Consider the following 17,860-nt stretch of genomic DNA (forward strand, 5'->3'; position numbering starts at 1 on the left):
TAAGGTCGCCGCGTGACTGCGCCTACCGCGAGTCCCCGCCCTGACAGTGAGATCGAGCGTGTGCTGGTCGTCGCCGCGCACCCCGACGACGTCGACTTCGGTGCCGCGGGCACGATCGCGCTCTGGACCAAGGCGGGGATCGAGGTCACCTACTGCATCCTGACCGACGGTCAGGCCGGCGGGTTCGAGTCCGACCGCGACCGCGCCGCGGTGATGTCGCACGCCAGCCAGCACGCCGATCCCGAGACGCTGACGACGCGACTCCAGCGGTTGTTCGCCCAGAACGCCACCAAGGCCGGCCTCCCCGAGAACCACTACGCCGAGGCCTTCACCGTCATCCGCCTCGGCGGCTGAGGAACTGCGCTACGAGGCACGGCTTGGTTGGGCGGCTAAAGGAATTGCGGTGGGTGGGGTGGGGGCGGGAGGGTGCGGGGATGACGATCTTTTATCAGGTGGCCGGCGATGGGCCGACGGTGTTGCTGGTTCATGCCGGGGTCGCCGATTCGCGGATGTGGGCGCGGCAGGTCGATGAGCTGCGGGGCGATCATCGGGTGATCACGGTTGATCTGCGCGGGTTCGGCGAGACGCCGTTGGAGGCGGGGGCGAAGTACGCCGACGCGGGGGACGTGCTCGCGGTGCTCGACGAGCTTGGGGTGGAGAGCACCAAGGTGGTCGGTTCCTCGTACGGCGCGTACGTCGTGTTGCAGGCCGCGAGTCGGCAGCCGGAGCGGTTCAGCCGGTTGGTGTTGCTGCCGCCGCCGGCGGACGACGTCGTACCGACTGATGACTTCCGCGCTTTCGCCGGTGAGGAGAACCGGCTGCTGGATGCCGGCGATATCGATGGCGCGACGGAGCTCAACGTGCGGACGTCGGTCGGGCCGGAGGCGGACGACGCGGCGCGCGAACTGGTGCGGGTGATGCAGAGGCGCGCGTTCGAGGTTCAGCTGGCCGCGGGTGACGTGGACAACGAGGAGTGGGAGGTCGGTGGCATCACGGCGCCGATCAAGCTCTTCACCGGCGCGCACGAGCTGACCTTCTTCGCCGCCTGCGCGAAGCACCTGAGCGAGATCCTCCCGACCGTCGACCACACCGAACTCCCCTGGGCCGGCCACCTCCCGTCCTTCGAACGCCCGGAAGAGATGACCGCCCTGATCCGCGCCGCCCTCGCCTGAACCGCTGAGCCTTAACCGCCGGGCCTTAACCGCTGGGCCTGTACTTCCGCCTGCCTGGGCTCAATCCGTGGTGAGGGCGTCGACGACTGCCGCCGCGGCTGCGACCACCGCGGCGCGATGCGTCCTGGCCCGGCGCTCCGGGTCGTCGCTGCCGATCGCCCGCAGCTCGGCGGCGGTGGTGAACCAAGCCGTCGACAGCCCGATCACCAGCATCAGGATGTCCATCGCCCGGGCGTCGCTCAACGTGCCGCCAGAGACGGCGGCGATCTCGCGCGCCTTCTCGCGATGGGACTCGACCTCGCCGGCCGAGACGTCCGCGCGCTCGAGCGAGCTCCACTGCGTCAGCCGCAGGATCTCCGGGCTCTCCTTCAACGCGTCGAACAGCGCGCCCGCGTAGGCCGGCAGGTCGTCCGGGGTGAACGGCGCCGCGTCGGCGAGCGCGCCCAGCCGGACCGCGAGCATCGCGTCGAACAACCCGTCCTTCGACCCGAAGTACGCATAGATCGCCTGCTTGTTCGCGGCGGCGACCGCGGCGATCCGCTCGACCCGCGCGCCGGCCAGTCCCCGCTCGGAGAACTCCGTGTACGCCGCGTCGAGCAGCCGCGTCCGGGTCGCAGCGGAGTCGTAGACCATGCCCCCAGCATACCAATCCAACCGGATGGTTTGAAATCATCGACCCTTTCAGGCTACGGTTTAAACCACCCGGTTGGATTCAAATCACAAGGGGAACACCATGACCACCTGGTTCATCACCGGCGCCTCATCCGGTTTCGGCCGCGAACTGACCGAGCGCCTGCTCGACCGGGGCGACCGCGTCGCCGCCACCGCGCGGCGGCCCGAGCGCCTCGCCGACCTCGCGACGAAGTACGGGGACCAACTCTGGACCGCCACCCTCGACGTCACCGACACCCCGGTACTGCGCGGCGTCGTCGACCGCGCATTCGCCGAACTCGGGCGGATCGACGTGATCGTGTCGAACGCCGGCTACGGGACCTTCGGTGCGGCCGAGGAGTTCACCGACGAGGCGATCGAGACGCAACTGGCCACCAATCTGCTCGCGCCGATCCAGCTCACCCGCGCGGTGATGCCCCATCTGCGCGCCCAGGGCGGCGGCCGGATCGTGCAACTGTCGAGCGCGGGCGGCCAGGCGGTCTTCACCGGCGGAAACCTGTACCACGCGACGAAGTGGGGCGTGGAAGGCTTCTTCGAGGCCCTGATCGACGAGGTCGCGCCGTTCGGCGTCGAGATCACGCTCGTCGAGCCGGGCGTCGCCCGGACCGAGTTCGGGCCGTCCCTGGTCGTCGCGGAAGCTCTCGAGGCGTACGCGGACACCCCGATCAGCCAGAACCGCCAGTACATCGAGGCTCCCGGCGGCATCACCGCGAACGGACCCGGCGACCCCGGCAAGATCGCCGACGCCATCATCGCCTCGGTCGCCGTCTCACCGGCCCCTCGCCGCCTCACCCTCGGCAGTGACGCCTACGCCTCGGTCCACGCCGCCCTGACGACCCGCCTCGCCGAACTGGAAGCCGCCGAGCAACTCGCCCACTCGACCGACTTCTGAAAACCACAACGTCCGAAGAACCGGCGGGACGTCACTTTCGGTTCTTCGGACGCAAGGGCTGTTAGGCGTAAGGCTGTAGGGGATCAGTCGGCGAGGGCGCCCATCGGGTCCCAGGCCGGGAGCACGATCGGGGCCTCGTCGAAGCGCGCCTGCAGCTCGGCCGGGAGGGCCGACTTGCGGACCGCGATCTCGAAGACGTGCTCGCCGAACCAGGAGTCGTTCATCGTCCAGAAGCCGCTGTCGGCCTTCTCGTCGCCCCAGCTGTTCTCCACCCGCCAGCGGCGCGGCTTGCCGTCGACCAGGTCGACGCCGGTGAACAGCATCGCGTGCGTCATCAGCGTCTCGTGGTGCAGCAGCCGCTCGGCCTTGTCGAGGCTGAACTCGGTGTCGTAGACGGCGCCGAAGTCGTACAGGTTGGCGTCCCAGTAGCCGAGGTCGGCCGACATCTGCTTGCCGACGTCACAGCCGAACCAGACCGGCTCGCCGCCGACGATGGCGTCCTGGGTGAGCTGCTTCATCAGGTCGACCTCGACGTTCAGGTAGACCACCGGCGGCGCGTCGATGACGTTGCCCAGGTAGTCGACGGTGAAGGTCTTGCCGGTCGGGCTGGATTCGCGCGGGTCGTGCACGATGCAGACGTACTCCTCGACCGGCACCGTCACGTACGCCGCGGCGAACTCCGCCGGCGTCGTCCAGCCGTCCCGGTGGAAGGCCTTGTCGCCGTCCTTCCACTGCCACAGGAACTTCTGCGGCGGCGTCCCGAGGTGGATGCTCAGCACCCGGTGGATCGTGGTCAGCAGCTCCTGCTTGTGCGCCCGCAACTCCTCCACACCGGAACCGGCGCCGGCCAGCTTGCGCAGGTCGCGCGCGCCCTGGCGCAGCAGCTTGCGGAGCATGTCGTTCATCTGCGCGGTCGCCGACGAGCTCTCGGTCTCCGGCATCGCGGACTTCGGCACCAGACCGTGCTTGCGGACCAGCGCGACGAACATGTTCCACTGGCCGCCGTCGCCGATCGGGTCGGACAGCAGGTGCGCGACGGTCCGGTCGTCGACGTCGCGGTCACCGGTCTCGATCATCGCTTCGAGGAAGAAGTTCGCCCGCTCGAACTTGTCCCAGAACAGCAGGTAGTTCTGGGAGAACTCGAAGTCCTTCACGCCGAGCTTCGCCGCGGCGCCGGCCCGGAACAGGTTCAGCCCGGCGAACAGCCAGCAACGGCCGCTCTTCTGCTGGTTCGTCACCTTCCAGTCGTCGAGCAGGTTCGACACGGAATGGTCGATCGAGGTGACGATCTGGCGATCCAGGGCGATCTTGGCGATCGGCGTCTCCGTGACGGCGTTCTGCATCACCCGGTACTGCGGGGTCGACGCAAACTCCTTCTCGAAGAGCGCGAGCTGTTCGGCTGTCAGATTCCGCTCCATGAGAGTCGACGGTATAACAGTCCCAAAGCTCGCTGCGCCCCTGTCGGGGTGGCGAATCTGTGCCCTGGCCGGAAGTCGCCACCCACCCCCACCGGCCGCCTGGGTGTGCTCTACCCCGGCCCGGAACGATCCGGTCACTCGATCAGGCCGCGCTGGTACGCCTTCACCAGCCGCCGGGGCACCCGCAACTGCCGCCCGTTGACCGTGATCGGCACCAGGTCGACCGGCGTCGCCTTCCACTGCGCCCGCCGGTTGCGGGTGTTCGATCGGGACATCTTGCGCTTCGGTACCGCCACGAGCCCATCTCCTCTGCCGTCGTCTTCAACCGCTATGCTAATTGAAAACGATTATCAACAGCAAGAAGGGTATGACGATGGTACGAGGTGGCAAGCCTGCCGGGCCGCGTAAGCCGAAGCAGAACCCGTTCAAACGCGACGGCATCGAATCCGTCGACTACAAGGACACCGCCCTGCTCCGCAAGTTCATCTCCGACCGCGGCAAGATCCGCTCCCGCCGCGTCACCGGCCTCACGGTGCAGCAGCAGAAGCAGATCGCCAGAGCGATCAAGAACGCCCGCGAAATGGCGCTACTCCCCTACAACTCCACCCCCCGCTGACCCTCGAACCGCTGACGTCCGAAGAACTCGAGAGACGTCATCGTCAGTTCTTCGGACGTAAGGGGTCAGACGAGGCGGCGGTCGGTGGCCCAGCGGGTCAGTTCGTGGCGGTTGGACAGTTGCAGCTTGCGCAGTACCGAGGAGACGTGGGTCTCGACGGTCTTGACCGAGATGAACAGCTCGCGGGCCACTTCCTTGTAGGCGTAGCCGCGGGCGATCAGCCGCAGTACTTCGCGTTCGCGGTTGGACAGCCGGTCCAGGTCCTCGTCCACCGAGGCGATGTCGATCGCGCCGGAGAAGGCGTCCAGCACGAAGCCGGCCAGCCGCGGCGAGAAGACGGCGTCACCGTCGGCGACCCGGCCGATCGCGTCGACCAGCTCGGTACCGCTGATGTTCTTGGTGACGTAGCCGCGGGCGCCGGCCCTGATCACGCCGATCACGTCCTCGGCCGCGTCGGACACCGACAGCGCCAGGAACTTGATGTCCGGGTGCCGCACGTGCACCTGCTTCATCACCTCGATGCCACCGCCACCGGGCAGGTGCACGTCGAGCAGCACCACGTCCGGCTCGGTTCCCACGATCGCCTTCACCGCGGACTCCACGTCGGCACCCTCGCCGACGATCTCCACCGAGGCGCCGATCTCGCTGCGCACGCCTGCCCGGAACATGTCGTGGTCGTCGATGACCACCACTCGCCTCTGCGTCATCTGTCCATCTCCAGTCGCACTTCGGTGCCTGTCTCCGGGCTCGACCGCACTGTCGCGCGGCCGCCGTGCCGTTCCATCCTGCCCATCACGCTGTGCCGCAGCCCCAGCCGGTCCTCCGGCACCCCGTCGGTGTCGAAGCCCTTGCCGCGGTCCCGGACGAACATCTCGGCCCGGTCCCCGTCCACCTCGACGAACACGTCGATCTTGTCAGCTCCGGAGTGCTTGGCGGCGTTCACCATCGACTCGCGCGCGGCCCGGACCATCGCCGACAGTCCCTCGGTCAGGTCGCAGTCGCCGACGGTCACCACCTCGACCGGTACGCCGTGGGAGTCCTCCACCTCGGCAGCAGCCCGCTTGGCCGCACCGGACAGCGTCTGGTCGGTCTGGTCGTCCTCGTCGTACAGCCAGGTGCGCAGGTCGCGCTCCTGCGCCCGAGCCAGCCGCACTACGGCCCGCGGGTCGTTCGCCTGCTTCTGGATCAGGGCCAAGGTCTGCAGCACCGAGTCGTGCAGGTGCGCGGCCATGTCGGCGCGCTCCTGCGACCGGATGCGCTCACCACGCTCGTTATTCAGGTCACGGCTGAGCCGGTGCACCCACGGCCCCGCGATGACTCCGATGCCGACCACTGCGAGCAGAAGGGCGACCAGTACGTCGCCGACCATCGACAGCCGGCCGTTCTGCACCAGGAACACGGTGACCGCGGTCCCGAGCAGGATCAGTCCGACAGCCACTCGCAGGACCGATTGCCAGCGGCCCTTGCCGAACAGCGCACCGAGGGTCGGCGCCTTGTCGACCCAGGCGTTCCGCTGCCCCTCGTCGGCCTGCCGCCAGATCAGGGCCAGGCCGGTCCCGGCGAACACGAGCGGCCAGAACATCTTGCCGGCCACCCCGAGCCCGGCCACGTTGAGCAGCAGCAAGACACCGATGCCCACCACGACCAGCGCGGTCAGCTGGCCGCGGCTCTTCTCCTTGCGACGTTCCTTGGTCGCCGACGCGATCGGCGGCGGCTGCGTCTCGGGGCGCATCCCGTTCCGGGTCGCCGCGGCCAGGCCGGGCGCGTTCGGACCGGTCGGCACGTCCAGTGGCATCAGGAACCACAGCGCCGCGTAGATCAGTACGCCGAAACCGCCGAAGACCGTCGCGCCGATGAAGACCAGCCGCACCAATGTGTCGGACACGTTCAGATGATCGGCGATGCCGCCGGCCACGCCACTCAATACGCGGCCGTCAGTACGCCGATAGGCGCGGCGTACTGGCGGGGGCTCGGGGCTTGGCGGCTGCTGCGGACCAGGGGTGCCGTACTGCGGTCCAGGGGCAAACGAACTGCCGACCGGGCCCCCAGGCGTCGAGGGCCCGCCCGTAGGCGCGGCAGCAGCTGGTTGTGTCATCACCACGATCGTCACATGCCTGCAGTCCGCACACCAGCAGGCTTCTCCCCGGCCGACTCCTCAACGCGCCCCCGCCCAACTCAGGGTCCACCGAGGGACAACCCCGAACGGCCCGGCCAACGCAGTGACTCCCAGTGACGTCCGGGGTCAGCGAGGGGGATCCCCGATGGTGCCGACGCGCTGGGCAGGACACCATCAGTGTCATGGAGCAGAACTCGAGCGGAGGATTCGACCGCGAGCAGCTGAAGGACGTGCAGAGCTGGCGTCGCAGCCGGTCCGACCGGATGCTCGCCGGTGTCTGCGGCGGGATGGGCCGCGCGCTGAACGTCGACCCCGTGCTGATCCGGGTGGTGATGGCCGTTCTGGTCGTCAGCGGCCCCGGCATCATCTTCTATGGCGCCGCCTGGGTGCTGATGCCCGACGAGGGCAGCGACCGCTCCGCCGCGCAGGGTCTGCTCGGTGACCGGGTCCGGCCCGATCACCCGTGGCTGTGGCCGGTGGTGATCGGCGTCTGCGTGTTCTCCGCGATCGCGATCATGTCCTCCTTCGACTTCGGCAAGCTGATCCCCGGGCCACTGGTGGTGCTCGGACTGCTCTGGCTGTTCTTCTTCCGCCGCAAGGGCCGCGACCACTGGGGTCATCGCAATGTCCCGTGGGGCCAGCGCAGCATGGAGCGGGCCCAGCGCACCGCCGAGCGCGCCCAGCGCCACGCCGAGCGGCACATCCAGCGGGCCCAAGGCAGTGGCCAGTGGGCCGAGCAGGCCGCCCAGTGGAGTGCAGGCAACACGCCTCCGACCGGCCAGCCCGCCGGCACGCAGTACGGGCCTGCCCAGACCGGCACGCCGACTCCCCCGCAGGCCTCGGCCTCCGAGCGCCCCCAGGACCGGGTGACCGAGCCTGCCCAGTCTGTATGGACCCAGGACGACCCGCTGGGCCTGTACGTCGACGAGCCGCCGCCGGCCACCACCGCGACGGCCACCCGGACTGCTGCTGCCCCGCCGGTGAAGGGGTACCGCGGGGTGAAGCCCGCCGTCGTCCTGCTGACGGGTGCCGCGATCGCCATCGCCTGGGTGTCCGGCGCGCAGACCACCACGATGCTGGTGATCGGCCTGGCCACGCTCGGCCTGGGCATGCTGCTCGGCGGGTTCCTGGGCAAGACCCTCGCCCTGCTACCGCTCGGTATCCTGCTCGCGGCCGCCATCGCGGCGAGCACGGTCTTCCCGAGCATCCCCCGCAACTTCGCCGAGGTGGACTTCGTCGCCACCCCGCAGAACTCGGTCGACGCGACCAACACGTCGTACACGTTCGACGCCGGCTCGGTGAAGCTCGACCTGTCCAAAGCCGTCTTCAAGCCGGGCGCCAAGGTGTTCGTCCAGGGCGGCGCCGGTGAGGTCGTCGTCACGCTGCCGCCAAACGTCGACGTGACCGGCAACCTGGTCACCGATACCGGCCAGGTGGACGCGTTCGGCAAGACCCAGGGCGGCCACGATGCGAAGATGTCGCTGACCGATCTGGGTGCCGACGGCGTGGCAGGACCGCAGTCCGTCACCCTGGACCTTCATCTCAAACTGGGCAGTATCCGGGTGGTGCGCTGATGCGGAAGATCAAGCCGGACGTCCCCGGCGTCATCGCCGGCACCGTCCTGAGCGGCGGCGCCACGATCTGGATCCTCAACGACAACGGCATCGTCCAGACCGACGACGTAGGCCTCACCGCTGCCCTCCTCCTGGTCGCCGCCGGCATCATCGGCCTGGCCGCCTCCCACCGCGGCTGAGGGCATTCACATTCACTCAGGGGTTCGGCGCAGTTTACCCCGGCCCGGGCCTGGTGCCGGTGGCGCTGGGCTAGTCTTGTTGACCGTTCGATCAACCGGTTCACCGGTGGCCGAACACCGAGGGGCCCGGTCAGCGGGTTCCGTTGAAGGTCTACAGGAGTTGTGATGGTGCGCGGCACCGTGAAGTGGTTCAACGCCGACAAGGGTTACGGCTTCCTCGCCATTGACGGCCAGGACGACGTGTTCGTCCACTGGAGCAAGATCGTCACCGACGGGTACAAGACGCTCGAGGACGGCCAGCAGGTCGAGTTCGAGGTCGTGGACGGCCCCAAGGGCCGCGAGGCCGACGCGGTGAAGACGCTCTGAGGGTACGTTCTGGTCCGGCGGCGCGGCAGTGCTTTCCTCACCCTGCGCTGAGCGTGGGCAACCGGTAACCTGACCTCTCACCTTGGGAGGGGTAACCACGTGACCGACGAGCCGGTGCCTGTGATCCGGAGGCTCGAGCTGGCGCTCGCCGACGACGACTTCGCCTGGTCGCTGGTCCTGGTCGGCGAGGACCAGACCGACAAGCTCGCCACCTTGACCGGCGACCTGCGCGGGCCGCACTCGGAGACCGGCGACGGCAAGCAGATCACCTCGGGCTTCTCCTACTGGGGGATCGGCCCGACGATCGCCTGGGCGAACGCGACCAACGACCCGTTTTACCTGGTGATGAAGGCCGGCGCGGAGTCGTTCCTGCGGCACTGGCGCAAGGTCCGGCCGCACACCGACAAGACCGGCTTCCACTTCGTCAGCCTCGGCGTCGGTACCGGCGTGAAGGACCGGACCATCCTCGCCGACATGTACCGGCGGAACCCGAACATGTACTACATCCCCGTCGACATGAGCTCCGAGATGCTCCGGATGGGCACCCTGGAGCCGGTCCGCGGCGTCCGCTTCCCGATGGCGCAGGTGCTGCCCGTCCAGCTCGACTTCTCGATCGCGGACAACATGAAAGAGCTGGGCGAGATGCTCGCCCGGCTGGTCGGCGCCGACCCGATCCTGTTCACACTGACCGGGAACACGCTGGCCAACTTCGAGAGCGACCGGGAACTGCTCAGCATGATCACCCGGATCCTGCGCCCGCAGGACCGGCTGCTGCTCGAGGTCGCGAGCACCAGCAGCCTCGACCAGGCAGCAGCGGACGCGGCGGCCGACGAGTACCAGCAGACCCGCGCGTTCGCCGAGTTCGTCACCAGCGCGCTGCGCTACAACACGGATCTGCGGATCGAGGACGGGCTGATCGACTACCGCGGCGAGGTCGAGAACAACGACGCCCTGCGGGTGAAGATCGTCTGGCAGAACAACACCAGCGAGACGATGACGATGGGCCTGCCCGACCACACCGAGGTGGTGCTGAAGCCGGACGACACGATCCTGCTCTACACCACCCGCAAGTTCTCCACCGAGCGACTGAAGAAGCTCACCGCGGAGTGCGGCCTCACCGCGATCGAGCACGCCCACTCCGGCTTCCGCCACACCCGCCGCCCGAGCCCGTTCGGCCTCGACCTCCTCCTACTGGCGGGCGAGGGCGCCGAGATCCCCAACCTTCTCGCCGACGACATCTGGGCCCAGTGACAACAACCCCTGGTACGGGCGCCGAGCCGCCGAAGCCGCGAGCCGGCGCCACCAGCGGGTCCGGCACCGGGGGTGTGGAGGCGGCTGCTGATGCCCGCCAGGTGAGGCGGGCGCGGTGGCGCGCCCTTGCCAGGCTGCGACTGCTGGGCGGCGCGCTGCGCGTCTCCCGCAGCGACCTGCGGTGGGCGGCGTACCGGCGGATGGTTGTCACCTCGGTCAGCTACGGGTTGCTGGCGGTCGCGTTCGTGCTGGGCGTGATCTGGTTCTTCTGGCCGGACAACAGCCGGTGGGAGCCAGCGGTCAACTCGCTCACCCTGGTGGCGGGACTGACCGGTATCTTCGTCGAGCGGCTCACGGCGGAGGCAGAGCGGCGTACCGGCGTACTGCGGGCCGTGGCCGACGAACTGCAGGAGAACACCCGTCTGCTGTCCGACGAGCGGTTCTCGCCGCGGACACCTACGCAGCGCCAGGTCTACCCCCGGCTGGTCGTCTCGGCCGTCGACCTCGCACTCGTCTCGGGCGCGCTCGGCCGGCTCCGTGATGCCGAACTGGTCACCCTGCTGCATCGCTGGCGCGACACCGTGCACCTGTTCAACCGCCGCCTCGACCTGACCGAGATCAGCACCTTCTCCAACACGATCTCCGCCGCGGAACTGGCCGCCTTCCACCGCGCGCTGACCCGCGAGAACAGCTACTTCGCCGCCACCCGCGAGATGCTAGAAACGCTGCTCGGCCGCCTCCCCAACCCCTGATCAGCTATCGGCCCGGGCCGAAAACGCCACCGAAAACCTGCACTAAGCGGCAGCACCTGAGAGCTTGACGCATCCAGAGTCACGGGCTCTACTTTCGGACAAGACCGTTATTCGCTGACCTGACCGGGGTGGTGGGGTGGGGTCAGCGACGACAGAGCCCCTGGAGGCAGCTCCGATGCGATCAGCGCGTGCGCTTCTGACAACGGCTTTTGCGGTCCTGCTCCTGGCTCCGCTGACGACGGCCGAAGCAGGTCATCCGCCCCTACCGCCCACCGCAGTACCGCTGGGCATCCCGCTCTCCGACGTCCTGCTGATCGGCGGCACGGTCGCCCCCGGCCCCGACGCCGGCAAGCCGGCCATCTGGAACGTGTCCACCGGCAAACCGGCGTACCTGGTCGCACTCGACCCGGCCACCGGCGCCAGTCTGATCTCGGCGCCACTCGGCGGCGCCGACGGCAGCTACGCGGTCACGGCGGCCCCCGACGGCACGATTTACGTCGGCACCTACGTTGACGGCCACCTGTATCGCTGGCGTCCGGGCAGCGGCAACACCGTCGAGGACCTCGGCCGCCCGATCGCGAGCGAAAGCTACCTCTGGGACCTGACCACCGATGAGCAGGGCAACGTGTACGGCGGCACCTACCCCAACGGCAAGGTCTTCCGGTACGACGCCGCGACCGGCGCCGTGCGCGACTACGGCCAGATCACCCCGGGCCAGCCGTACATCAAGAGCATCGGCTATGCAGGCGGCAAGATCTACACCGGATCGCTGCCCGACGCGCATCTCGCCGAGCTCGATCCGGTGACCGGCACCGTGACCGAGATCCCTGCCCCACCTGGGCTTCCGAGCCCGATCGGGATCCCCGTCAACGATCTCAACGCCCAGGACGGCAAGCTCTACGCGCGCATCGCGACGGCGTACCCGGGCCCGTTGTTCGTCTACGACCTGGCCACCCGCGCCTGGACCGACGAGATCCCCGCCGCACACGGCCTCGACCTCTCGCCGTCCGGTGACAGCGGCGAGATCTACCTGATCCAGAAGAGCGAGCTCAAGCGCTATGACCCCGCGACCAAAGCTCTGACCGGCACCGGCCTGACCTTCACCGGCCGGATCCAGAACGCCCGCTCGATCGGCTGGGCCGAGCTCGGTCTGCCCGACTACCCGGGCAAGAGCATCGTCGGCACGCTGTGGCGCGGCGAGCTGTTCCACTACAACCCGCAGACCGGCAAGTCCGAGATCCTGCAGTCGGCGGTCCGGCGCGAGCCGATCGACATCCTGTCGGTGGCCGGCGGTAAGGACACCGTGTACGCCGGTGGCTTCCTCAACGGCGGCGTCTCGCTCGTCAACCCGTCGACCGGCGCGGCCGTCTTCAATCGGTTCTCCCAGGTCGAGGCGCTGATGGAGGCCTCCGACGGCAAGGTCTGGATCGGCGCGTATCCCGAGGCCCGCCTCTACTCGTACGACCCGAAGCAGCCGTGGAGCAGTCCGGAGTACTCACCAGGACCACCCGGTACGCCGGACAACCCGAAGCTGGCCGTCAACCTCAAGCCAGAGCTGCAGATGCGGGCCCGCGCACTCGCCGAGGTGGACGGCAAGATCGCTGTCGGCACCGTCCCCGAGGGCGACCGGCTCGGCGGCGCGCTGGTGATCCATGACCCCAAGACTCAGACGACGCAGACCTTCCGCAACGTCGTCCAGGACGAGAGCGTCTTCGCCCTCGCCGCCGACCACGGCGCCATCTACGGCGGTACGTCGATCACCGGCGGTCTGGCCACGACTCCGCCGACCCGGACGGAGGGCACTGTCTTCGCCTGGGACGTCCGGCACTCCCGCAAGCTCTGGGAGACCCCGATCGCGGGCGCCGGCACGGTCAGTTCGGTGGCGATCGGTCCGGACGGGCTGCTCTGGGGCGTGGCCGGCAAGACGATCTTCGCCGTCGACACCCTCCGCGGCCGGCTCAAACGCCGCTTCGACCTGGGCACCACCAGGGCCGGCGGCGATATCGTCGCCACCCGCGATGCCCTGTACGCCGGGCTCGACGGCACCAAGCTCTACCGGCTCGAGCCCTGGCAACGCACCCCACCAGCCGTCTGGCTGACCCAGCCCAACCGCCGCCTCGCCGTCTTCGGTGACAACCAGCTACTGGTCACAACCGGGGCACAGCTCTTCGGGATTTTCTAAATCGTTGACAGCCCAAATTCATTCCCAGTAGTTTCGGCCTGGACCGTAATTAGTCCGGGCGGTCATCCGCCGGTTCGTCTCTGGACAAAAAGGGGTCTGATGAAAACACGTGTCAGCCGCATCCTGGCGCCGCTCGCCGCCTTCGCCGTGGCGGCCTCCCTCGCGGCCTGCAACAACTCGGACGAGCCGTCGTCGTCCGGATCAGGCACCGTCACCGTCTGGATGTACCCGGTGATCGGCGACCCCCAGACAGGTCCCGCGTACTGGAGCCAGATCGAGAAGGACTTCGAGGCCGCCAACTCCGGTACCGACCTGAAGATCGAGCAGCAGCCCTGGACCGAGCGCGACCAGAAGCTCGCCACCGCCTTCTCCGGCGGCAAGGGCCCGGACATCGTCGTACTGAACCCCGACCAGATCCCGCAGTACGTGAAGAACGGGTCGCTGGCCCCGGTCGACAAGGTGATGGATCCGGTCAAGAGCAACTTCCTGCCGGGCGCGCTCAGTTCCCTGACCGTCGACGGCAAGATCTACGCCGCGCCGATCTACCACACGGCGACGACGACGATTTACAACAAGACGCTGCTCGACAAGGCCGGCATCACCACCCCGCCGCAGACCTGGGACGAGATCAAGGCGGCCGCGCCCAAGCTCAAGGCGGCCGGTGTCGCGACCCTGGACTACTCGGCCTCGCCGAGCGCGACGATGAACCTCAACTTCTACCCGCTGCTGTGGCAGGCCGGCGGTTCGGTCTTCTCCGAGGACGGTAAGAAGGCGGTCTTCAACGAGGCGCCCGGCGTCGAGGCGCTGACCTTCCTGACCAACTTGTACAACGAGGGCGCGATCCCGAAGAGCGCGCTGACCAACAGCAACCTGATCGCCGACGCGGCGCTCGGCAAGCAGCAGGTCGCGATGGGCTTCACCAACTCGCTGGCTGATGCCAAGACGGTCGCCACCACCTGGGGTGCAGGCAACGTCGTCATCGGCCTGCCGCTCAAGGGCAAGAAGCAGGTCGGCTTCGGGCTGCCCGGCGGGCTCGGCGTGAACGCGGCGTCGAAGAACATCGCCGGTGCGGAGAAGTTCCTGTCGTTCATGATCGAGCCGAAGCAGGTGGTCAGCCTCGGTACCGCGTCCGGCTTCCTGTCGCCGCGGACCGACGCGAAGGTACCGGCCAAGGACGCCGAGGCGGCCAAGTTCGCCGACGCCCTGCAGTACGCGTTCCCCGGCGAGCCGAATCCGGCCGCCCGGCAGGTGAACGCGCTGCTCGCCGTCGAGATGCAGGCCGCGCTGACCGGCAAGAAGACGCCTCAACAGGCGCTGGATGACGCTGCCAAGCAGGCGAACGACCTGCTGTCGAGACAGCGGTGAGCTCGCGGGGAGGTCGCGCGGCAATGACGGAGGGAGGCCGCGCGGCATCCCCGCAGAACCAGGCGACAGGCCCGGCCGCAGGGGCGGTGCGCCGGGGCCTGTCGCCGTGGTCCCGAAGAGGATCGGACCAGAACCGATCGCCGCGGCATGGCAGGGGTCTGTCGCGGCGGTCTCTGGCCGGCCTGTTGTTCGTGGCCCCGATGCTGGTGCTGTTCGTGGTCTTCCGGTTCGTCCCGGTGGTCGGTGCTTTCCTGCTCTCACTGACCGACTACCGGCTCAACGGCCAGTGGTCGTTCATTGCCGTTGACAACTACTCGCGCCTGCTCGGCGACAAGCTCTTCCACGAGAGCCTGCTCGTCACTCTTACCTACGCGCTGATCTTCGTCCCGCTCACCGTCCTGCTCTCCCTCGGTGCTGCGCTGCTGCTGCACCAGGTGGTCTGGAGCCGCGGCTTCTTCCGGGGCGTCTTCTTCCTGCCGTACGTGACCAGCATCGTGCTCGCGGCCGTGCTCTGGAAGTGGATCTACAATGCCGAGGACGGCCTGCTGAACGGCGCGCTCGGACTGCTGTCCATCGGCCCTTACGACTTCCTCGGCAAGGCCGGGACCGTACTTCCGTCGATCGCGGTGACGTCGGCGTGGAAGGGTTTCGGCTACTCGATGCTGATCCTGCTGGCCGGCTTGCAGGCGGTGCCGAAGTCGTACCTGGAAGCGGCGATGATCGACGGCGCGGGCCGTTGGCAGCGGTTCCGCTACATCACGCTTCCGCAGTTGCGGCCGATCTTGTTCTTCGTGCTGGTGATCGAGACGATCGGCGCGTTCCAGGTCTTCGACGCGATGTACGTGATGACGGCCGGCGGTCCGGTCCGGGCCAGCTACTCGCTCGTCTACTTCCTGTACGACTCCGGCTTCAAGTTCTTCGACTTCGGCTACGCGAGCGCGATCGGGCTGGTGCTGTTCCTGATCGTGCTGGTCGTCTCGCTGATCCAGCGCCGGCTGGTCGGGAGGGACGACTGATGCGGCCGGCCCGGCTGACCGTGCCGACCCTGCTGGTCCTGACCGCGATCGTGACGATCGTGCCGTTCGCCGCGATGGTGCTGGTCGCCTTCGCGCCACCGAGTGGCCAGACGTTCCCCGGCGCGCTCGACCCGAGCCGGTGGACCTGGCAGAACTTCTCCAACGTGCTGTCCAGCTCGGACATCCCGCGCTGGACGATCAACTCGCTGATCTACTCGCTCGTCTCGGTGTTCTTCGTCCTGCTGTTCTCCGCGATGGCCGGTTACGCCTTCGCGAAGAAGCGGTTCCCGGGCCGCGAGCTGATCTTCTGGGCCTTCCTGGCGACGCTGATGGTGCCGTTCCAGGCGACCCTGATCCCGTCGTACATCCTGGTCGCGAAGCTCGGCTGGGTGGACGGCTACTGGGGCCTGATCGTGCCGACGCTGGCGAACTCGCAGGCGGTCTTCCTGATGCGCCAGTTCATCAGCCAACTCCCGGACGAGCTGTTCGAGGCGGCCGAGATCGACGGCGCCTCGGAGTGGCGGACGTTCACCACGATCGTGCTGCCGCTGGTCCGGCCGGCCCTGGCGACGCTCGGCATCTTCGTCTTCCTCTGGCACTGGAACGACTTCCTCTGGCCGCTGGTGATCGGCCAGTCGGCGCAGATGCAGACGCTGACGGTCGGCCTCGCCACCCTGCAGAGCGAGGCGGTCCCGATCAACCAGGTGATGGCCGGCGCGACCATCACCGTCGTCCCGAGTCTGCTCGTCTTCGGCCTGCTGCAGCGCTACCTGACCGACAGCATCGCGATGACGGGCCTCAAAGCCTGAGAGGCACTAGTGTCCTGCGTCTGAAATTCGCTGCATAAGTGGCTCTTCGGACCTGTCCGTGGGGTGTTTGGTGGGGTGGGTGTGGCGCACGTCGTTCCCGTCCGGGTGGGGCGAGATCTCTTGCAGGGAAGGCGTTCTGGTGGAAACTAACTTGCACCTGGAGCAAGTTGGTTTCCCCGTAGATCGACCCGGCCACCGGTCAACGCGTACCCGGGGCTCGCATGGTGCGACAGCGGGAGTTCGCGAGGTCTGCTGTGCAGCCGTGGGTGATCGCGGTCCGGACCGCCACCACCCACCAACCTCGACTGGTCGCCTGCGGCTGAGCGTGCGTAGTCGCGCTCCCGAGCAAGAACGGCAAGTTGATGTGTGATGGCAGCGCAGGCCCGCCACCCGACACCTGCGGCCGTAGTACCAGGCCTACAACCATTGAGACTTACGCGGCGAACTTCCGACGCAGGACACTAGAGGTTGCCGAAGGCCTCGATCGCCTTCAGCGCATCGGCTTGCGACATGCCCGGCGGCTGGATCCGGAGAATGATGCCGTCGGCACCCAACTCCTCGTAGTGCTGGATCCGCTCGGCACACTCGGCCGGTGAGCCGATCACGCTGCGGTCGGCGATGTCGTCCCAGCCCTGGGTGTAACGCGAGGCGTCGGCCGACGTGCGCTTCCAGCCGGCGTAGGCGTCGTACAGATCGCGCAGCGGCTCCTCGAGTGCCTTGCGGGCATCCTGTGAGGTCGGCGCTGCGAACCCTTCCCTGCAAAGGATCACCTCGGCGCCGAGCGTGCCTTCGCCCCTGGGGTACGACCTGTACTCCGCCATCTTGCCCGGAAGGTCGGAGTCGAGCTCGTTGAACGAGGTGGTCCAGCCGTCGCACATCCGGGCGGTGCGCTCGAGCATCGCGGAGACGCGGCCGCCGTTCCAGAGCCGGGGCCGCGGGTTCTGCACCGGCTTCGGCGACAGGAAGGCCTCGCTGATACTGGCGAACTTGCCGTCGTAGGTCACCTCGTCCTCGGTCCACAGCCGGGTGAGGATCTCCAGGCACTCCTCGAACCGCGCGACCCGCTCGGCCTGGGTGACGCCGTACAGGGCGAACTCCTCCGGCCGGTAGCCGAGCACGAAGCCCGCGGTGAGCCGCCCGCCCGACAGTACGTCGAGATGCGCGAGCGCCTCGGCCAGTACGACGGGCTGGTAGAGCGGGGCGACGATACCCGCGGTGGCGATGCCGATCCGGTCGGTCTTGGCGGCCAGCCAGGTCAAAGAGGTCAGGATCTCGTGGTATCCAGGTCGGTGGAGGTGCCGTTCACCGAGGACTACCCACTCGAAACCCGCCTGTTCGGCCAGCCGGGCCTGCTCGACGCCGTCCTCCAGGGACGGCCGATCCGCCTCGTCGCCGTACAGGTTCAGATAGAGGCCCAACCGCATGAGTGCCGCCTTTCCGTCCATTGACATCAACCGTCCGGGGTATTTACGGTCTTGAC

Annotated in this window: 19 protein-coding genes; 13 read left to right on the plus strand and 6 right to left on the minus strand. The window is 68.1% G+C overall.

Going from position 1 to position 17,860, the window contains the following annotated elements; translation table 11 throughout:
• The first annotated feature begins 12 nt into the window (after positions 1 to 12).
• The gene (locus tag G3I17_RS08115; protein WP_164595315.1) at positions 13 to 354 is read left to right on the plus strand and encodes a PIG-L family deacetylase; all 342 of its coding nucleotides are present in this window, start codon (positions 13 to 15) and stop codon (positions 352 to 354) included.
• 80 nt (positions 355 to 434) lie between these two features.
• Positions 435 to 1,172, plus strand: coding sequence for an alpha/beta hydrolase (locus tag G3I17_RS08120; RefSeq protein ID WP_164595316.1), 738 nt, complete (start codon positions 435 to 437; stop codon positions 1,170 to 1,172).
• Positions 1,173 to 1,232: 60 nt separating this feature from the next.
• On the opposite strand, the gene G3I17_RS08125 is transcribed toward G3I17_RS08120, so the two are convergent.
• Complete coding sequence (locus tag G3I17_RS08125) at positions 1,233 to 1,805, minus strand: TetR family transcriptional regulator (protein WP_164595317.1); 573 nt, start codon at positions 1,803 to 1,805, stop codon at positions 1,233 to 1,235.
• A 100-nt stretch (positions 1,806 to 1,905) separates the two neighbouring features.
• On the opposite strand from G3I17_RS08125, the gene G3I17_RS08130 reads away from it, so the two are divergent.
• On the plus strand, positions 1,906 to 2,736 hold the full coding sequence (locus tag G3I17_RS08130; RefSeq protein WP_164595318.1) for an SDR family oxidoreductase: 831 nt from the start codon (positions 1,906 to 1,908) through the stop codon (positions 2,734 to 2,736).
• A gap of 83 nt (positions 2,737 to 2,819) precedes the next feature.
• On the opposite strand, the gene G3I17_RS08135 is transcribed toward G3I17_RS08130, so the two are convergent.
• Positions 2,820 to 4,154, minus strand: a complete 1,335-nt coding sequence (locus tag G3I17_RS08135; RefSeq protein WP_164595319.1) for a C1 family peptidase — start codon at positions 4,152 to 4,154, stop codon at positions 2,820 to 2,822.
• A gap of 134 nt (positions 4,155 to 4,288) precedes the next feature.
• Entirely contained in the window at positions 4,289 to 4,450 is a 162-nt protein-coding gene (rpmF, locus tag G3I17_RS08140) for a 50S ribosomal protein L32 (protein WP_164595320.1), read from the minus strand.
• A gap of 77 nt (positions 4,451 to 4,527) precedes the next feature.
• Between rpmF and rpsR the strand changes: the two genes are divergently transcribed.
• Positions 4,528 to 4,770 carry a 30S ribosomal protein S18 gene (gene rpsR / locus G3I17_RS08145; RefSeq protein WP_164595603.1) on the plus strand — a complete coding sequence of 81 codons (243 nt, stop codon included), beginning with the start codon at positions 4,528 to 4,530 and terminating at the stop codon, positions 4,768 to 4,770.
• A gap of 65 nt (positions 4,771 to 4,835) precedes the next feature.
• Here the strand turns inward: rpsR and G3I17_RS08150 are convergent, their stop codons facing one another.
• Both G3I17_RS08150 and G3I17_RS08155 read right to left on the minus strand, forming a co-directional pair.
• The gene (locus G3I17_RS08150) at positions 4,836 to 5,477 is read right to left on the minus strand and encodes a response regulator transcription factor (protein WP_164595321.1); all 642 of its coding nucleotides are present in this window, start codon (positions 5,475 to 5,477) and stop codon (positions 4,836 to 4,838) included.
• Positions 5,474 to 6,865, minus strand: coding sequence for an ATP-binding protein (locus G3I17_RS08155; protein ID WP_164595322.1), 1,392 nt, complete (start codon positions 6,863 to 6,865; stop codon positions 5,474 to 5,476). Before G3I17_RS08155 ends, G3I17_RS08150 begins: the two co-directional genes overlap by 4 nt.
• Positions 6,866 to 7,068: 203 nt before the next feature.
• Between G3I17_RS08155 and G3I17_RS08160 the strand changes: the two genes are divergently transcribed.
• From G3I17_RS08160 to G3I17_RS08200, 9 genes are all read left to right on the plus strand, one after another.
• Positions 7,069 to 8,460, plus strand: coding sequence for a PspC domain-containing protein (locus G3I17_RS08160; protein WP_164595323.1), 1,392 nt, complete (start codon positions 7,069 to 7,071; stop codon positions 8,458 to 8,460).
• Entirely contained in the window at positions 8,460 to 8,639 is a 180-nt protein-coding gene (locus G3I17_RS08165; protein ID WP_164595324.1) for a hypothetical protein, read from the plus strand. Before G3I17_RS08160 ends, G3I17_RS08165 begins: the two co-directional genes overlap by 1 nt.
• A 165-nt stretch (positions 8,640 to 8,804) precedes the next feature.
• The gene (locus tag G3I17_RS08170) at positions 8,805 to 9,005 is read left to right on the plus strand and encodes a cold shock domain-containing protein (RefSeq protein ID WP_164595325.1); all 201 of its coding nucleotides are present in this window, start codon (positions 8,805 to 8,807) and stop codon (positions 9,003 to 9,005) included.
• A gap of 99 nt (positions 9,006 to 9,104) precedes the next feature.
• The gene (locus tag G3I17_RS08175) at positions 9,105 to 10,256 is read left to right on the plus strand and encodes an L-histidine N(alpha)-methyltransferase (RefSeq protein WP_164595326.1); all 1,152 of its coding nucleotides are present in this window, start codon (positions 9,105 to 9,107) and stop codon (positions 10,254 to 10,256) included.
• Positions 10,253 to 11,008 (plus strand): hypothetical protein, encoded by a 756-nt coding sequence (locus tag G3I17_RS08180; RefSeq protein ID WP_164595327.1) that lies wholly within the window; start codon positions 10,253 to 10,255, stop codon positions 11,006 to 11,008. Before G3I17_RS08175 ends, G3I17_RS08180 begins: the two co-directional genes overlap by 4 nt.
• Positions 11,009 to 11,183: 175 nt before the next feature.
• The gene (locus G3I17_RS08185; protein WP_164595328.1) at positions 11,184 to 13,190 is read left to right on the plus strand and encodes a hypothetical protein; all 2,007 of its coding nucleotides are present in this window, start codon (positions 11,184 to 11,186) and stop codon (positions 13,188 to 13,190) included.
• A gap of 99 nt (positions 13,191 to 13,289) precedes the next feature.
• On the plus strand, positions 13,290 to 14,555 hold the full coding sequence (locus G3I17_RS08190) for a sugar ABC transporter substrate-binding protein (protein ID WP_164595329.1): 1,266 nt from the start codon (positions 13,290 to 13,292) through the stop codon (positions 14,553 to 14,555).
• A 200-nt stretch (positions 14,556 to 14,755) separates the two neighbouring features.
• Positions 14,756 to 15,571, plus strand: coding sequence for a sugar ABC transporter permease (locus G3I17_RS08195; RefSeq protein WP_239062354.1), 816 nt, complete (start codon positions 14,756 to 14,758; stop codon positions 15,569 to 15,571).
• Complete coding sequence (locus G3I17_RS08200) at positions 15,571 to 16,380, plus strand: carbohydrate ABC transporter permease (RefSeq protein WP_164595331.1); 810 nt, start codon at positions 15,571 to 15,573, stop codon at positions 16,378 to 16,380. The genes G3I17_RS08195 and G3I17_RS08200 overlap by 1 nt, the downstream gene beginning before the upstream one ends.
• Before the next feature lie 461 nt (positions 16,381 to 16,841).
• Here G3I17_RS08200 and G3I17_RS08205 read toward each other — a convergent pair whose 3' ends face one another.
• Complete coding sequence (locus tag G3I17_RS08205; RefSeq protein ID WP_164595332.1) at positions 16,842 to 17,804, minus strand: LLM class flavin-dependent oxidoreductase; 963 nt, start codon at positions 17,802 to 17,804, stop codon at positions 16,842 to 16,844.
• Positions 17,805 to 17,860: the final 56 nt, after the last annotated feature.

The organism is Streptomyces sp. SID13031 (assembly GCF_010548305.1).
Taxonomy (GTDB): Bacteria; Actinomycetota; Actinomycetes; order Propionibacteriales; family Kribbellaceae; genus Kribbella.

What these genes read in the sequence shown, in the direction of transcription:
- G3I17_RS08130 (WP_164595318.1), top strand. Translation starts at nt 1,906, where the DNA reads ATGACCACCTGGTTCATCACCGGCGCCTCATCCGGTTTCGGCCGCGAA.
- G3I17_RS08135 (WP_164595319.1), bottom strand. Translation starts at nt 4,154, where the DNA reads ATGGAGCGGAATCTGACAGCCGAACAGCTCGCGCTCTTCGAGAAGGAG.
- G3I17_RS08125 (WP_164595317.1), bottom strand. Translation starts at nt 1,805, where the DNA reads ATGGTCTACGACTCCGCTGCGACCCGGACGCGGCTGCTCGACGCGGCG.
- G3I17_RS08190 (WP_164595329.1), top strand. Translation starts at nt 13,290, where the DNA reads ATGAAAACACGTGTCAGCCGCATCCTGGCGCCGCTCGCCGCCTTCGCC.
- G3I17_RS08150 (WP_164595321.1), bottom strand. Translation starts at nt 5,477, where the DNA reads ATGACGCAGAGGCGAGTGGTGGTCATCGACGACCACGACATGTTCCGG.
- G3I17_RS08160 (WP_164595323.1), top strand. Translation starts at nt 7,069, where the DNA reads ATGGAGCAGAACTCGAGCGGAGGATTCGACCGCGAGCAGCTGAAGGAC.
- rpsR (WP_164595603.1), top strand. Translation starts at nt 4,528, where the DNA reads ATGGTACGAGGTGGCAAGCCTGCCGGGCCGCGTAAGCCGAAGCAGAAC.
- G3I17_RS08165 (WP_164595324.1), top strand. Translation starts at nt 8,460, where the DNA reads ATGCGGAAGATCAAGCCGGACGTCCCCGGCGTCATCGCCGGCACCGTC.
- G3I17_RS08170 (WP_164595325.1), top strand. Translation starts at nt 8,805, where the DNA reads ATGGTGCGCGGCACCGTGAAGTGGTTCAACGCCGACAAGGGTTACGGC.
- G3I17_RS08155 (WP_164595322.1), bottom strand. Translation starts at nt 6,865, where the DNA reads ATGACACAACCAGCTGCTGCCGCGCCTACGGGCGGGCCCTCGACGCCT.
- G3I17_RS08200 (WP_164595331.1), top strand. Translation starts at nt 15,571, where the DNA reads ATGCGGCCGGCCCGGCTGACCGTGCCGACCCTGCTGGTCCTGACCGCG.
- G3I17_RS08120 (WP_164595316.1), top strand. Translation starts at nt 435, where the DNA reads ATGACGATCTTTTATCAGGTGGCCGGCGATGGGCCGACGGTGTTGCTG.
- G3I17_RS08195 (WP_239062354.1), top strand. Translation starts at nt 14,756, where the DNA reads ATGCTGGTGCTGTTCGTGGTCTTCCGGTTCGTCCCGGTGGTCGGTGCT.
- G3I17_RS08205 (WP_164595332.1), bottom strand. Translation starts at nt 17,804, where the DNA reads ATGCGGTTGGGCCTCTATCTGAACCTGTACGGCGACGAGGCGGATCGG.
- G3I17_RS08185 (WP_164595328.1), top strand. Translation starts at nt 11,184, where the DNA reads ATGCGATCAGCGCGTGCGCTTCTGACAACGGCTTTTGCGGTCCTGCTC.